The following is a 14,725-nucleotide window of genomic DNA, read 5'->3' on the forward strand; positions in this document are numbered from 1 at the left end:
CACCCGTTCGGCACCGACGGGGAGAATGGGAGGCATGTCGACATCCGTACAGCCCTCCGCCACGCCGACTGGTGCGCTGCCGCCGCTGGTGGAGCCGGCCGCCGAGTTGAGCCGTGAGGAGGTGGCGCGCTACAGCCGCCACCTGATCATCCCGAACGTCGGCATGGTCGGGCAGAAGCGGATCAAGAACGCGAAGGTTCTGGTGATCGGCGCCGGTGGCCTCGGGTCGCCGACCCTGCTGTACCTCGCGGCCGCCGGGGTCGGGACGATCGGCATCGTCGAGTTCGATGACGTCGAGGAGTCGAACCTGCAGCGTCAGGTCATCCACGGCCGTTCCGATGTCGGCAGGCCGAAGGCGCACAGCGCCCGCGACTCCGTCCTCGAGATCAACGACCGCATCGACGTGCGGCTGCACGAGTACCGGCTCGACAACACCAACGCGGTGGATCTGTTCGCGCAGTACGACCTGATCCTCGACGGCACCGACAACTTCGCCACCCGCTACCTCGTCAACGACGCGGCGATCCTGGCAGGCAAGCCGTACGTGTGGGGATCGATCTACCGGTTCGAGGGGCAGGTGTCGGTGTTCTGGGAGGCGGCACCCGACGGGCGCGGACTGAACTACCGGGACCTGTACCCGGAGGCGCCGCCACCGGGCATGGTGCCGTCCTGCGCGGAGGGCGGCGTGCTCGGAGTGCTGTGCGCGTCGATCGGCTCGATCATGGCGACCGAGGCGATCAAACTGATCACCGGCATCGGGGAGCCGCTGCTCGGGCGGCTGATGATCTACGACGCCCTCGCCATGAACTACCGCACCATTCGGCTGCGGCGCGATCCCGGCCGGGAGCCGGTCACCGAACTGATCGACTACGACGCGTTCTGCGGCGTCGTCTCCGAGGATCCGGTCGACCCGTCCCGGGCCGATGGGGACGCGCAGAACGCCGCGGCCGGGTCGACGGTCACCGCAAGGGAACTCGCCGACCTGCTGGACGCGGGCAAGGACGTCGCGCTGATCGATGTCCGGGAGCCCGTCGAGTGGGACATCGTGCACCTGCCCGGCGCGACGCTGATTCCCAAGGATCGCATCCTGTCCGGCGACGCCCTCGCGGAGCTGCCGCAGGACCGCCCGATCACGCTCTACTGCAAGACCGGTATCCGCTCCGCCGAGGTGCTCGCCGCGCTCAAGCGCGCCGGGTTCGCCGACGCGACCCACCTGCAGGGCGGCATCATCGCCTGGGCGAACCAGGTCGATCCGAGCCTTCCGACCTACTAGCGCCTGGAGCGCCTGTGGGTGATCCGCACCTCTACCGGGGTAAAGAGATCACCCTCAGGGCGCGTCAGCGCCGGTCGGGACCGGCCTCGGCGGTAGCGTGACGAGCGTGAGCTCCGTCGAACCTCCCGCCCACGTGCGGTCCACTTTCGGTCTGCGCGAGACCAGCCCCGTCGCGCTCGGTCCGGACTGGGAGGGTGGCTGGCGTTGCGGCGACGTCGTGCTCTCGCCGGTCGCGGATCACGCGCGCGCGGCGTGGTCGGCGAAGGTGCGCGAGACCCTCAACCCCGACAGCGTCCGGTTGGCGCGTCCGGTGCGAGCGACGGACGGGCGGTACGTGGTCTCCGGGTGGCGCGCCGACACCTACATCGAGGGTTCGCCGGAACCGCGGCACGACGAGGTGGTGTCGCTGTCGCTGCGGCTGCATGCGGCGACCGCTGCGCTGGAGCGGCCCCGGTTCCTGGTGCAGCCACCGGTGCCGCCGTGGCAGGACGTCGACGTGTTCGTCGCGGCCGACCGGGCCGCGTGGGAGCAGGTCCCGCTTCGTGGCGTCAAGGGGCAGTTCGAGCCGGCATCGACGGACGGACGCACCAGTGTGGAGCTGATCGGGCAGCTCGCGACCCTGCGCAAGCCGGTGCACGGCCCCGACCAGTTGGTGCACGGCGACCTGTTCGGCACCGTGCTGTTCTCGGGGTCGGAAGCGCCAGGCATCACCGACATCACCCCCTACTGGAGACCGGCGGCGTGGGCGGCTGGTGTGGTCGTCGTCGACGCGCTCTCCTGGGGCGGGGCGGACGAGGAACTGATCGGGCGCTGGGAGGAACTGCCCGAATGGCCGCAGATGTTGTTGCGGGCGTTGATGTTCCGGCTCGCCGTGCACGCCCTGCATCCCCGGTCCACGGCGGAGGCGCTGCCCGGACTTGTGCGTACGGCCGACCTGATCAGGCTGATGCTCTGAGCCGGACCCGGCGTGCGATGCAGCCGGGTCACCAACCAGGCTCGGCGAGCCGGTGCGGCGGGGTCACGGGCCGCACGCGGCGCACGATGCAGTCAGGTGCTCACGGCAGATTTCTTCCTTCGCGGTACAGGGTTGGGGTGGTGGCTAGGGTGCTGGTCGCAGGGCCATGCCGTCCAGGAACACCGAAATGCAGTCCTCGGAGAGTTCGTCGAGGGTGTACGGGTCGTCGGGCTTGCGCCAGTACACGCTGAACCACACGGAGTCCCGCAGGAATCGGTGAAAAACTTTGGAAGGGACGTCTTTTCGAAGGACTCCGGCGTCCTTGCCTGCCTCGATCGCGTCGAGCCAGATGCCCTGGATCGAGTCGGCGAGTTGTCGGGCCTCGGCGTAGTCCCGGAGGTTACGCAGGTTCGCGAATTCCGCGTGGTAGACCTTGGTGGCGTCGGGTCGCGCGGCGCCGGTGGCGAGCGAGACGTCGACAATGGCCTTCAGGCGGGCACGTGGATCGAGGGCGTCGAGGTTCATTGCCCGATAGTCGGCGAGCAGATCCGACAGGTAGCCGGTGACAAGCTCGTTGACGATGGCGTTCTTCGATCGGAAGTAGTGGTACAGCGCACCGGCGTTGAGTCCGACCGCGTCACCGATCTCGCGCATCGACGTACCCGCGATGCCGTTCGTCGCGAACGCGGCGGATGCGGCGCCGAGGATCTCGGACCTGCGGTCCTGAGTTCCGGACGCGCCGACACCTTCCGATTGAACAATCATTCAAACACCATAGTGGGCGGGTTTTCTCGGGTCAAACGAGTGGTCACGGACTCGAGATGCGGCGTTCAATAATGATGCACTGCAACATGGTTCGTGTGAACGTGCGACCGGAGCGGGGTCGTGTCGCGGTCCTTGACGTCCCGATCGCTCCGATCTATATTGCGTTTGAATGAACGTTCAATACGTCATTCAGTCACGAGGGTGGGCGGCCTGAAACGGCGCGTCCACAACCACCGGCCCATTCGGGCACACACGTTCCTGGAGTGCGACCGGGCTGCCTTCCTCATCGACTCGATGCGGGGTCCGACGCGACCGCAGCGCGGATCGGCACTGCAGCCTCCCTCCCGAACCTTTGATGAGGAGATCTCATGACCAGAGTTGTCTACGCCCGCAGTGTCCACGACGACGCCGAGATCGACGCGTGCATGGAGGTGCTGCGCGGCGGCCCGTTCGCATTGAAGATCGGCAAGAACGTCGCCGAGATGGAGCGCCGGGTCGCCGACATCTACGGCAAGAAGCTGGGTCTGATGTGCAACTCGGGGTCGTCGGCGCTGTACCTGGCGCTCGAACTGCTCGATCTGCCCAAGGGGTCCGAGGTCATCACCTCGCCGCTGACCTTCTCCACCGACGTCTCGCCGATCGTCCGTGGTGGCTGGATCCCCGTGTTCGTCGACGTCGAGCCGGACACGTACAACGTCGATGCGTCCAAGATCGAGGCGCTGATCACCGACAGGACCAGGGCGATCCTGGTTCCGAACCTGGCCGGTAACGCACCCGACTGGGACGCCATCCGCGAGATCGCAGACCGTCACGACCTCAAGGTCATCGAGGACTCGTGCGACTGCATCGGAACGACCCTGCGCGGCACCAAGACCGGATCGCGGTCGGACATCACCGTCACCAGCTTCGCGATGTCGCACATCATCACGTGCGCCGGCAATGGCGGCATGGTCTGCCTCGACGACGAGAAGCTCCGCGACAAGGGTCTGATGCTCCGGCGGTGGGGTCGTCGATCCGAGCCGCACCTGTTCGGCTCCGAGCAGGCGCGGACCGGGCGGGTGTTCCGCGAGAGTCTCGACGGCGTCGCGTACGACAACGACTTCATCTTCGACGTCTTGCCCTGGAATTTCGAGCCGTCCGAGTTGGGTGCCGCGTTCGGGCTGGTCCAGCTGAGCAAGCTCGGCGTCAACTACAAGCGTCGCCACGAGATCTTCGATGCGTTCACCGCGGCCTTCGGCGCCTACCCGTCACTGTTCCGTCTCCCGAGGCCGCTCGAGGGGTTCTACACCGCGTGGTTGTGCTACCCCGTCACGATCCGAGAGGACGCCGGATTCGAGCGGTCGGATCTGCAGGAGTCGCTCGAAGGTGCCGGAATCGACACCCGAACGGTATGGAGCGGCAACGTCACTCGCCACCCGATGATGCGCAATGTCGAGTACCGCACACCCGAGGACGGCCTGCCGTTCGCGGACGAGGTGTTCGAGCGCGGCATGTCCCTCGGGATGAGTCACGGCATGAGCGACGAGGAGCTCGATCACGTCGTTGCCAGCATTCACGCCTTTGCATCCAAGTTCGTCGCGTCGCTGTCGTAGCGCGCACGCAAGCGGCGTTGCCGCCGGCACCGAGTCCGCTCGTGCCCGAGCCCCCGGCCTCCGGTCGGGGGCTCGTTGCGTTCTCTCCGGTTCGGCGCTCCTCGCGGAAGAGAGATGGAACGACGTTCTACTATGGAATGGGACTTGCACTTGACATGTGGCGCTACCTGGCTAATGTCAACGACAGTTGTGTAGAACACGATTTCATATTGAGTCGCCGATCAGGAGCGCCCACAGTGACGAACGAAACGCCCTACATCCTCATCTCCGCGGACAGCCACGCCGGCGCCGATCACGCGACCTACCGCAGCTACCTCGAGTCCACGTGGCACGAGGAGTTCGACGCGTGGCGCGGAAAGTACAAGAACCCCTACCGAGACCTGGTCGACGACGGCCGAACCCGCAACTGGGACAACGAACGTCGGCAGCGGGAGACGCAGCAGGACGGCACGGTCGGTGAGGTGCTCTTCCCCAACACGGTGCCGCCGTTCTTCCCCAGCGCCGCGGTACTGGCCGGCCCGCCGCGCGCCGAGGACTTCGAGAAGCGCCTCGCCGGCATCCGCGCACACAACCGCTGGCTCGTCGACTTCTGCAACGACGCTCCCGCACAGCGCGCCGGTGTCGCACAGGTGTTCCTCAACGACGTCGACGAGGCGATCAGGGACGTCGAGTGGATCAAGGAGAACGGCCTGCGGGGTGGCATCCTGCTGCCCAATCTCGCGCCCGACATCAAGTGGGTCAAGCCACTGTACGACCCCGAGTACGACCGACTCTGGGAGGTCTGCGAGGACCTCGGCGTCCCGGTGAACAGTCATGCAGGCACGGGTCTGCCGGACTACGGCCGCTACAAGACCTCGTCGCTGCTCTACATCAACGAGGTCGGCTTCTACTCGATGCGTCCGCTCGTGCAGATGATCCTGTCCGGCGTGTTCGAGCGATTCCCGAAGCTCAAGTTCGCGGTGTCCGAGCAGGGCTGCGCATGGGCGCCTGACCTGATGCGTCAGCTCGACACCGTCGACCTGCGGGTCAAGCGGACCGGACGGATCGGTGAGCTGTTCTACAGCGAGGACGAGCAGTTGCCGCTGCGTCCGAGCGAGTACTTCCGGCGCAACGTGTGGGTCGGTGCCACGATGCCCTCGGCCCAGGACATGGCCTCGCGCGACACCCTCGGCGAGGGCAAGTTCATGTGGGGCAGCGACTACCCGCACAACGAGGGCACCTACCCGTTCACGCGCGAGTGCATCCGCCAGGTCATGCACGACGTGGACGAGGCGGAGCTGCGGAAGCTGTTCGCGGCGAACGCCGCCGAGCTCTACGACTTCGACCTGGATGCGCTGGCCCCGCTGGCAGCGAAGCACGGACCCACGCCGTCCGAGGTCGCGCAGCCGCTCACCGAGCTGCCCGACGATCCGAACGACGTCCTGTTGCGCGAGTCCTTCGCCGAGCAGCTCGAGGCGGAGCTGAGCGCGTGACGGGCAGGCTGCACGGACGTCGTGCGATCGTCACCGGCGCCAGCCGGGGGATCGGTGCCGGTATCGCGCAGCGGCTTGCCGCGGAAGGCGCTTCCGTCGCGATCGTCGCGCGCACGGTCGACGAGCCCGATCGCGGCTTCGACGGCACCCTGGCCCGGACGGCCGAGGTGATCCGCTCGGCCGGTGGCACGGCAGTGATCGTGCCCGCGGCGCTCGAGGACGCCGACGCACGTGCGGGGATCGTCCCGGAGGCGCAGGAGGCGCTCGGCGGGCCGATCGACATCCTCGTCAACAACGCAGCGGCTGCGATCTTCCAGCCGCTGCGAGACTACCCGTCCACGCGCGCGCACCTGACGTTCGAGGTGAACGTGCATGCGCCGCTGGACCTGGCGCAGCGGGTGATCCCCGGCATGCGGGAGCGTGGCGAGGGCTGGATCGTCAACATCACCAGTGGCACGGCACGGATCAGGCCGGTGGAGGCGCTGCCTCCGGGCGAGACCGACCTGGACGCCGCCATCCACGGCACGACCCTCTACGGCATGAGCAAGGTCGCGCTGGACCGGATGACCGCGGGCCTGGCCGCGGAACTGGTCGGCACCGGGATCCGGGTGAACGCGGTGCGTCCGCGCTCGGCTGTCGCGACGGCGGGTGCGTTGTCGGTCGCGTCGAACATGGTCGGGTCCCGGTGGTTCGTGCCGGAATCGCTCGAGGAGATGGTGGAGGCGGTGACGTGGTTGTGCGACGCCGCACCGCACCACACCGGCCACGTCGAGGCGAGCCTCGACATTCTCGAACGTGAGAAGGTCACGGTGCACGGCCTCGACGGCAGGCCGATCGTGAAGGAGCAGAACGCATGACGCCCTACGACGGCATTCCGATCGTCGACACACACATCGGCTTCCGGGAGGCCGGGTACGACGAGTACGCGTTCATCACGCGTCAGACGAAGGATCGGCAGAGCCGCGACGAGTTCCACATGCCTGCGCAGTACATGTTCAAGGGTGTGCCGGATCTCGCGACCGACGATCCGATCTCGGTGACGCTGCACGAGATGGACAAGCACGGCATCGAGATCGGCATGGTCAGCATGGCCAAGGAATCCGGGCAGCGGGCGGTTCGGGCGTTCCCGGACCGATTCGTGCCGCAGGGTTCCGCGGTGGACCCCAACGACATCATGGGAACCCTGAACCGGATGACTCGGGAGTACGAGGAGTTCGGCATCCGCTCGGTCAGCTCGTTTGCCGCGGGCACGTTCCCACAGGTGGCGCTCAACGCGCCGCAGATGTACCCGATCTACGCCAAGTGCGTCGAGCTGGACATCCCGATCTTCGCGTGCGCCGGGATCGCGGGGCCGCGGGTGAAGTCCGCCGTGCAGCACGTCGAACTCATCGACGACGTGATGTTCGACTTCCCGGATCTGGTGTTCGTCACCCGGCACGGCTGCGAACCGTGGGAGGACCTGGCGATCAAGCTGATGCTCAAGTGGCCCAACCTGTACTACTCGACGTCGGCGTTCGCGCCCAAGCACTACCCGAAGGCGATCGTCGACTACGCGAACACGCGTGGTGCCGACAAGATCATCTATGCGGGCTACTTCCCGGCCGGGTTGACGCTCGACCGGATCTTCACCGACATGCCGCACGTGCCGTTCAAGGACGAAGTGTGGCCCAAGTTCCTGCACGAGAACGCCCGCAAGGTGCTCAAACTGAAAGGTTGATTCGGACATGCCGATCGGTATCGGAGCAGATCACGAGGCGCTCGCCGACACGCTCGCCCGATTCGCTGCGCGGGAGACACCCGTGGAGCGGACCCGGACCCGGTTCACGGAACTCGGTCGAGGGGAGCTGCCGGACCACTGGAGACAACTTGTGGACATGGGGATTCCGTCGCTGTACATCCCCGAGGTGTTCGACGGTGCCGGCGCGGGATTGCTGGAATTGGCGGTCGCGCTGGAACAGTCGGGGCACGGGTTGGTGCCGGGTCCGCTGCTCGCGACGGTGACGGCGAGTGCGGTGGTCGAGACGCACGGCACGGATGCCGCGCACAAGATGCTGTTGCCGCGCTTCGCGGCGGGTGCGACCGGTGCGTGTGCGCTCGGACCCGGGACGGTCACGCTCGACGGCGACGGCGACGAGGTCGTCGCGTCGGGCACCACGGTTCCCGTCCTCGGCGCCGTCGGTGCGGACATCCTCGTGCTCGCGGGCCGGTGCGACGAGAAGCCGGTGTGGTTCGTCGTTCCCTCCGGTGCGGGCGGCGTCAGTCGCGTCGCCGAGGAAGGGGTCGACCTGACCCGGGACATCGGACGGATTCACCTGTCGGAAACGAGAATTCCGGCGGACCACATCCTCGGGGCGTCGCCCGGGGAAGTGGGCGCGCTCGCGACCGTTCTCCAGTGCGCCGAGGCGGTCGGCATCGCCCGCTGGGCGCAGGAGACCAGCCTCGCCTACACCAAGATCCGGGAGCAGTTCGGGAAGCCGATCGGCTCATTCCAGGCGATCAAGCACAAGTGCGCGCAGCTGTTCATCCGGGTCGAGATGATGACCAGCGCGGTGTGGGATGCCGCGACGGCCGCGGACAGTGGGGACCGAGAACAGGCGGCTCTGACCGCGGCCCGCGCGGCGACCGTGTGCCGGCGTGAGGCCGTGGATGTGGTCCTGGACTGCTTGACGCTGCTCGGTGGCATCGGCAACACCTGGGAGCACGACATCCACCTGTACTGGCGGCGGGCGGTGAGCCTGCTCGCACTGGGTGGATCACAGGACGAGTGGGCCAGGAGCGCAGGCGAGTTGGCACTGACCGTCGAGCGGCACGCGGCACCCGGGGTCGAGGATCGCCCCGAGTTCCGGGCGCGTGTCGCCGCGACCGTCGCGGAGGCCGCTCGGCTCGATGCGCAGGCGGCACGCGTGCTGCTCGCCGATCGGGGACTGGTGTCGCCGCACTATCCCGAACCGTACGGCGTGGGTGCGGACACTGCCGGTCAGCTCATCATCGCCGAGGAGTTCGATCGCGTCGGGATGCCGCAACCCACGACGGTCATCGGAGAGTGGGCGTTGCCGTCGATCCTCCAGTACGGCACGCAGGAGCAGATGGAACGTCTGGTCGCCCCGACCCTGCGCGGCGAGATCGTCTGGTGCCAGTTGTTCTCCGAACCCGGCGCGGGCTCGGACCTCGCGGCGCTGACGACCTTCGCCAGCAGGGTCGACGGCGGCTGGCGGATCGACGGCAGCAAGGTGTGGACTTCCAAGGCACACGAGGCGCACTGGGGAATCTGTCTGGCCCGCACCGACCGCGAGGCGCCCAAGCATCGCGGCATCAGCTTCTTCCTCCTCGACATGACCGCACCGGGCGTCGAGGTCCGGCCCCTGCGGGAGGCCAACGGCGACCGGATGTTCAACGAGGTCGTCCTCGGAGGGGTGTTCGTGCCGGACGCCGATCTGGTGGGCGCGCCGGGGGAGGGCTGGAAGGTGGCCCGGACGACACTCGCGAACGAGCGGGTCGCGATGGGGACGACGCCCGTCGCGGGACGGCATCGCTTCGATCCGATCGAGGTCGTGCGTGGTCTCGACCCGGCCGACCGGCACAACGCGCTGCCTGCGCTCGGCCGGATCACCGCCGCCACAGGTGCACTGGACGCGCTCGCCCATCGCAGCGTTCTCAAACGCCTGTCCGGACTGAACCCGGGAGTCGAGGCGAGCGCGCTCAAGGCCGCGTCGGCGCGCCACATCACCGACGCGACCGCACAGGTGCTCGAGTGGTTCGGGCCGGAAGCAGCCGTGGGCAGCCTGGGCGCGGACGTGTCAGGGGGCGGCCGTGCGGCCAAGGCCTATCTGTCGACGCCGTCGCTGCTCATCGGCGGCGGCACGCTCGAGATCCAGCTGAACGTCATCTCCGAGCAGATCCTCGGGCTGCCACGGGAACCGCGATGACGGGTGGTCTCCTCGACGGCCGCACCGCGGTCGTCACGGGGGCCGGCGAGGGACTCGGCAGGGCCGAGGCCCTCGCACTCGCGGCGGCGGGCGCGAACCTCGTGATCAATGCGCGCAGTGAACGGATCGACGAGGTCGCCGCGGAGATCCGCGGCGGCGGTGGGAGCGTGGTCACGTGCGTCGGCGACGTGGGCGAGCAGTCCACCGCGGATCGGCTGATCGCGCTCGCGGTCGAGCGGTTCGGGGGACTCGACATCCTCGTGAACAATGCGGGCATCATCCGGGATCGCATGGTGTTCAACATGTCTGCGGACGAATGGGATGCGGTGCTGCGGGTCGGAGGCATATGCCTCCGGCCCGCCGGGTGCGGCCAACTATGCGGCGTCGAAGGCCGGGGTCGTCGCCTTGACGACGTCGACGGCGCGGGGCTGCGGTGCATTCGGTGTGCGCGCCAACGCAATCTGCCCGCGTGCCCGGACCGCGATGACAAGCGAGGTGTTCGGCCCGGGTCCGGACGCGGGGGAGGATCCGCTGTCGGCCGATCACGTGACGCCGCTCGTTGTCTACCTCGCGTCGCCCGCGGCCGATCCGATCACCGGTCGCGTCCTGGTGGCGTACGGCGACCGGATCGACGTCATGGCGGCGCCCACCGTGGAGACGCGCCTGCGGTCGGCGTCGCGATGGAATCAGGACGAGTTGCACGACGTGCTGGGCGGGCATCTCATCTCGTCAGCCGACAACGGGCCAGGTGGTGGCGGTTTGACGGCCGCTAAGCTGGACGCGTGACCGAATCCGTTGCCGCGCCACTGAGCCCCGACGACATGACCGACGCCCAGCGGGAACGTCGAGGCCACCTGCTCGACACCGTGATCGGGATGCTCGGCGAGACGAGCCCGGACCGCATCCAGATGCGCGAGGTGTCGGAGCGGTCGGGTGTCGCGCTCGGCACGCTGTACCGGTACTTCCCGGCCAAGCAGCACCTGCTGGCCGCATCGATGGCGGCGTGGAACGACATTCTCGCGGAGCGGCTCGCCGAGGAGCGGGCCACGGGCACACGCGGGCGGGCGCACGGTTCGGTCCTGGAACGGGTCGTCGACCTGTACACGCGGCAGATGAAGGCCTTTCAGCGCGGCCCGAACTTCGCGCGTCTCGAGGTGGAACTGCAGACCTCGGACGACCCGTACGTGCGTGACATTCTCGACGAGCGATCCGCTCTCAACAGGACGGCACTCTTCGACCTGATGGACGGTGTACCCGCCGAACGTGCGAGGCTCGCGTCGTTGTCGATCGGTAGCACCATGCTGAACTCGCTGATGCTGTGGACCACGGGTCGGATCGGGTTCCCCGAGGCACTCCGCAACGTCCAGGATGTGGCGCGGTTGATCCTCGGGGACTACGCGTGAGCGCCTGGGAGATTCCGGGGTGGAAACCCGGATTCCTCACGAGCAGGCGGCATCGTGTTGCCGCGAGGGTCAGTGGCTCTCGGATGCGACCCAGCCGTTGAAGAGAAGGTCGACGAAGTCGTCGGCAAGCTTGACGCCGTCGACAGGCCGGTGTTGTCCGGGATGGCGGTTGCCGGTGACCGCGGCGTCGAGCACGTCCTGACGATCCTGCGGTCGGAGATCGAGCGCGGCATGACCCTGCTCGGTGTGCGCGACATCCGGGATCTCAACCGATCGCGGGCGCGTGCGGCCACCGGTCGGAACGAGAACGAAATTCTGATGGTTCCTTCTTCCATCCAGTGAGACCGGAAGGTGATTCGTGCAATATTCCTGTGTATCAAGAATCACATTCTAGTTGTGCTCGCGACGCTCGAGGAGGACTGCAATGGGCAAACCGGTGATCGTGGATGCGGCTAGGTCGCCGATCGGCCGACGCGGCGGTTGGCTGTCCGGCCTGCACGCAGCCGAACTGCTCGGTGCCGTCCAGTCGGGGCTGCTCGAGCGGCTGAACCTCGACCCGGCGGTCGTCGAGCAGGTGATCGGCGGCTGCGTCACCCAGGCGGGGGAGCAGGCGTCGAACGTCAGTCGCAACGCATGGCTGCACGCGGGTCTGCCGGAGCGGACGGGCGTGACGACCATCGACGCCCAGTGCGGCTCCGGACAGCAGTCCGTGCACCTGATCGCCGCCCAGATCGCCGCCGGCGTCATCGATGCGGGAATGGCATGCGGTGTCGAGGCGATGTCCCGGGTGCCTCTGCTGTCCAACATCAGCGGCGATTTCGGCAGCCCCAAGCCCGCGGGCTGGACCGTGGACATCCCGGCCCAGTTCGAGGGCGCCGATCGGATCGCGCGCCGCAGGGGATTCACGCGCGAGGACCTCGACGCGTTCGGGCTCAGGTCCCAGCAGCGCGCGGCAACAGCGTGGGACGACGGCCGGTTCGATCGCCAGATCATTCCGGTGAAGGCGCCAGGGGCGGACGGGGCGGCGCCCGCCGTGGTGTCCCGCGACCAGGGCCTGCGGGAGACGTCGATGGAGGCGCTCGCGCGCCTGAAGCCCGTCCTCGACGGGGGCCTGCACACCGCGGGTACCTCCTCCCAGATCTCCGACGGCGCCGCCGCCGCGGTGCTCATGGACGAGGCACGTGCGCGCGAACTCTGTCTGCCACCGCGGGCCAGAATTGTCGCGCAGTGCCTCATCGGCGCCGAGACGCACTTCCTCCTCGACGGCCCGGTACAGGCGACCGAGTACCTGCTCGAGCGAACCGGCCTGTCGGTCGGGGACATCGACCTGTTCGAGGTCAACGAGGCGTTCGCGGCCGTCCCGATGTCGATGGCCCGCGTACACGGCGTGGACGAGGACCGGCTGAACGTGGGCGGTGGCGCCATCGCACTCGGCCACCCGGTCGGGTCGTCGGGTGTGCGGCTGATCGCGGCGGTGGTCGACGAACTCGAACGTCGCGACGCCGAACGTGCCCTCGTCGCGGTCTGTGCGGGTGGTGCCATGGCGACCGGCGCGATCATCGAGCGCGTGTGACCGGATCGACCGTCTTCCGAAGGGTGTAGAGATGTCCGACCTTCGTCGCGCGTCGGATGCGCGTACGGAAGCCATCGCGCGACTCACCGCGCCGGGTGCCGCCTTCGAGATCGTCGAGGAGCAGGTGCGTGGCGCCACGATGCCGGTGTTTCGCAACAGGTGCGGGTCCCTGCATCGATTGCTCGTCGATTCCGCCCGCTACGGTGATGCCGAGTACCTGGTGTGCGACGACCTCCGGCTGACCTTCGCCGAGCACCTCGACCGGGTCGCGTCGCTCGCTCACGAGTTGCGTTCCCGATACGCCCTCGCGAAGGGCGATCGCATTGCGATCCTGTCCGCCAACAATGCCGAATGGATCACGACTTTCTGGGCCGCGACCGCGCTCGGTGCCGTCACGGTGGGAATGAACTCCCTGTGGTCGGCCCGCGAGATCTCGTACGGGGTGCAGCTTTCCGAGCCGAGGCTTGTCGTCACGGACGCTCCTCGCCGGAAGTTGCTCGGTGCGGTGAACAACATCCCGGTTCTGTCCGTCGAGGACGACATCCCGGCGCTGTCGGCGGCCTGTCCGGGCGCCGAGTTGCCTGCACTCGAGGTGGACGAGGACGATCCAGCGGTCATCCTCTTCACCAGCGGTACGACCGGTCGGCCCAAGGGCGCCACGCACTCGCAGCGGAACATGGTGGCCGCGGTGGATTTCCACCGGTTCAACGATTCGCTCGCCGCCGAACTGGGCCGAGTTCCGACCAGCCGGCGATTTCTGCTCGCGACACCGCTCTTCCACATCGCCGCCCTGCACAACCTCGCCGTTCCCCGCCTCGCCTTCGGCGACACCGCGGTGATCACCACCGGTCGGTTCGACATCGACCGGGTCCTGCGACTGGTCGAGCGTGAGCGTCTCACCAACTGGGGCGCCGTCCCCACCATGGTGAGCCGGCTCGTCGAGCACGGGGATCTCTCCGCGTACGATCTCTCGTCGCTCCAGACGATCTCGATCAGTTCCGCGCCGTCTTCCACCATGCTGAAGGACAGACTTCGGGAGATGCTGCCCGCGGCGGGACCATCCCTCGGAACGTCCTACGGCCTGACCGAGTCGTCCTCGGCGGCGACCTCGGCGACGGCCGCAGACCTGGTGGAGCGTCCGGGCACCGTCGGCACCGCCGTGCCCACGATGCGGGTCGAGGTTCGGGACGAGCACGGTGGCCGGGTCCCGGACGGTGTCGAGGGCGAGATCCACGTGCGGGGTCCGCTCGTCATGCTCGGTTACTGGAACAACCCGGACGCGACCGCGGCGGCGATCGACGACGCCGGCTGGATGCGCACCGGCGACCTGGGCATCATGGAGGACGAATACCTCCGGATCAGCAGTCGCCGTTCCGATCTGATTCTCCGTGGCGGTGAGAACGTCTACCCGGCCGAGGTCGAGGACGTGCTCGCGGAGCATCCGCGGGTGCGTGAGTGCATCGTTCTGGGTACCGAGCATCACGACTACGGCGAGGAGGTCTGTGCCGTGGTGGTCCGGTCGCCGGACGCGGAGGTGACGGAAGAGGACCTGATCGGGTACATGTCCGAGCGGATTGCGCGATACAAGATCCCCACCAGGTGGATCTTCCGGACCGACGAACTGCCGCGCAACGCCACCGGCAAGGTCAAGCGTGCGGACGTCCTGGCTGCGCTTTAGTGGTCCGACTGCGAAATCTGTTGTAGCAAAGCATATCCGGACGGTGCATACCGTGTGGGTGTGTGCCGGCTCGGTGCTGCCCGGTATT

12 protein-coding genes and 1 pseudogene are annotated in these 14,725 nt (G+C 67.7%); 12 read left to right on the top strand and 1 reads right to left on the bottom strand.

Going from position 1 to position 14,725, the window contains the following annotated elements:
- Positions 1–34: 34 nt before the first annotated feature.
- Both moeZ and ACWDUM_RS16585 read left to right on the top strand, forming a co-directional pair.
- Positions 35–1,273 (top strand): adenylyltransferase/sulfurtransferase MoeZ, encoded by a 1,239-nt coding sequence (gene moeZ / locus ACWDUM_RS16580; RefSeq protein WP_450134808.1) that lies wholly within the window; start codon positions 35–37, stop codon positions 1,271–1,273.
- A gap of 106 nt (positions 1,274–1,379) precedes the next feature.
- Complete coding sequence (locus tag ACWDUM_RS16585) at positions 1,380–2,228, top strand: TIGR02569 family protein (protein WP_450115696.1); 849 nt, start codon at positions 1,380–1,382, stop codon at positions 2,226–2,228.
- Between the two features lie 144 nt (positions 2,229–2,372).
- Here ACWDUM_RS16585 and ACWDUM_RS16590 read toward each other — a convergent pair whose 3' ends face one another.
- A complete protein-coding gene (locus ACWDUM_RS16590; RefSeq protein WP_450134809.1) occupies positions 2,373–2,993 on the bottom strand; it encodes a TetR/AcrR family transcriptional regulator in 621 nt (206 codons plus the stop codon).
- A gap of 368 nt (positions 2,994–3,361) precedes the next feature.
- On the opposite strand from ACWDUM_RS16590, the gene ACWDUM_RS16595 reads away from it, so the two are divergent.
- The 10 genes and pseudogenes from ACWDUM_RS16595 (at position 3,362) to ACWDUM_RS16640 (ending at position 14,637) form a co-directional block, all read left to right on the top strand.
- Positions 3,362–4,585 carry a DegT/DnrJ/EryC1/StrS family aminotransferase gene (locus ACWDUM_RS16595; protein ID WP_450115809.1) on the top strand — a complete coding sequence of 408 codons (1,224 nt, stop codon included), beginning with the start codon at positions 3,362–3,364 and terminating at the stop codon, positions 4,583–4,585.
- Between the two features lie 236 nt (positions 4,586–4,821).
- Entirely contained in the window at positions 4,822–6,057 is a 1,236-nt protein-coding gene (locus ACWDUM_RS16600; protein WP_450134810.1) for an amidohydrolase family protein, read from the top strand.
- Positions 6,054–6,914 carry an SDR family NAD(P)-dependent oxidoreductase gene (locus tag ACWDUM_RS16605; protein WP_450134811.1) on the top strand — a complete coding sequence of 287 codons (861 nt, stop codon included), beginning with the start codon at positions 6,054–6,056 and terminating at the stop codon, positions 6,912–6,914. The genes ACWDUM_RS16600 and ACWDUM_RS16605 overlap by 4 nt, the downstream gene beginning before the upstream one ends.
- The gene (locus ACWDUM_RS16610) at positions 6,911–7,774 is read left to right on the top strand and encodes an amidohydrolase family protein (protein WP_450115806.1); all 864 of its coding nucleotides are present in this window, start codon (positions 6,911–6,913) and stop codon (positions 7,772–7,774) included. The genes ACWDUM_RS16605 and ACWDUM_RS16610 overlap by 4 nt, the downstream gene beginning before the upstream one ends.
- A gap of 7 nt (positions 7,775–7,781) precedes the next feature.
- On the top strand, positions 7,782–9,983 hold the full coding sequence (locus tag ACWDUM_RS16615) for an acyl-CoA dehydrogenase (protein WP_450134812.1): 2,202 nt from the start codon (positions 7,782–7,784) through the stop codon (positions 9,981–9,983).
- A pseudogene (locus ACWDUM_RS16620) lies at positions 9,980–10,769 on the top strand (SDR family NAD(P)-dependent oxidoreductase). The gene ACWDUM_RS16615 and the pseudogene ACWDUM_RS16620 overlap by 4 nt, the downstream one beginning before the upstream one ends.
- Positions 10,766–11,386, top strand: coding sequence for a TetR family transcriptional regulator (locus tag ACWDUM_RS16625; RefSeq protein WP_450134813.1), 621 nt, complete (start codon positions 10,766–10,768; stop codon positions 11,384–11,386). The pseudogene ACWDUM_RS16620 and the gene ACWDUM_RS16625 overlap by 4 nt, the downstream one beginning before the upstream one ends.
- A gap of 162 nt (positions 11,387–11,548) precedes the next feature.
- Positions 11,549–11,728, top strand: coding sequence for an alpha-hydroxy-acid oxidizing protein (locus tag ACWDUM_RS16630; RefSeq protein WP_450135189.1), 180 nt, complete (start codon positions 11,549–11,551; stop codon positions 11,726–11,728).
- Positions 11,729–11,810: 82 nt separating this feature from the next.
- A complete protein-coding gene (locus ACWDUM_RS16635; RefSeq protein WP_450134814.1) occupies positions 11,811–12,959 on the top strand; it encodes a steroid 3-ketoacyl-CoA thiolase in 1,149 nt (382 codons plus the stop codon).
- 31 nt (positions 12,960–12,990) lie between these two features.
- Entirely contained in the window at positions 12,991–14,637 is a 1,647-nt protein-coding gene (locus ACWDUM_RS16640) for a class I adenylate-forming enzyme family protein (protein ID WP_450134815.1), read from the top strand.
- Positions 14,638–14,725: the final 88 nt, after the last annotated feature.

The sequence above is a fragment of the Rhodococcus sp. NPDC003322 genome, assembly GCF_053589555.1.

What these genes read in the sequence shown, in the direction of transcription:
- moeZ (WP_450134808.1), top strand. Translation starts at nt 35, where the DNA reads ATGTCGACATCCGTACAGCCCTCCGCCACGCCGACTGGTGCGCTGCCG.
- ACWDUM_RS16590 (WP_450134809.1), bottom strand. Translation starts at nt 2,993, where the DNA reads ATGATTGTTCAATCGGAAGGTGTCGGCGCGTCCGGAACTCAGGACCGC.
- ACWDUM_RS16595 (WP_450115809.1), top strand. Translation starts at nt 3,362, where the DNA reads ATGACCAGAGTTGTCTACGCCCGCAGTGTCCACGACGACGCCGAGATC.
- ACWDUM_RS16610 (WP_450115806.1), top strand. Translation starts at nt 6,911, where the DNA reads ATGACGCCCTACGACGGCATTCCGATCGTCGACACACACATCGGCTTC.
- ACWDUM_RS16615 (WP_450134812.1), top strand. Translation starts at nt 7,782, where the DNA reads ATGCCGATCGGTATCGGAGCAGATCACGAGGCGCTCGCCGACACGCTC.
- ACWDUM_RS16630 (WP_450135189.1), top strand. Translation starts at nt 11,549, where the DNA reads ATGGCGGTTGCCGGTGACCGCGGCGTCGAGCACGTCCTGACGATCCTG.
- ACWDUM_RS16635 (WP_450134814.1), top strand. Translation starts at nt 11,811, where the DNA reads ATGGGCAAACCGGTGATCGTGGATGCGGCTAGGTCGCCGATCGGCCGA.
- ACWDUM_RS16640 (WP_450134815.1), top strand. Translation starts at nt 12,991, where the DNA reads ATGTCCGACCTTCGTCGCGCGTCGGATGCGCGTACGGAAGCCATCGCG.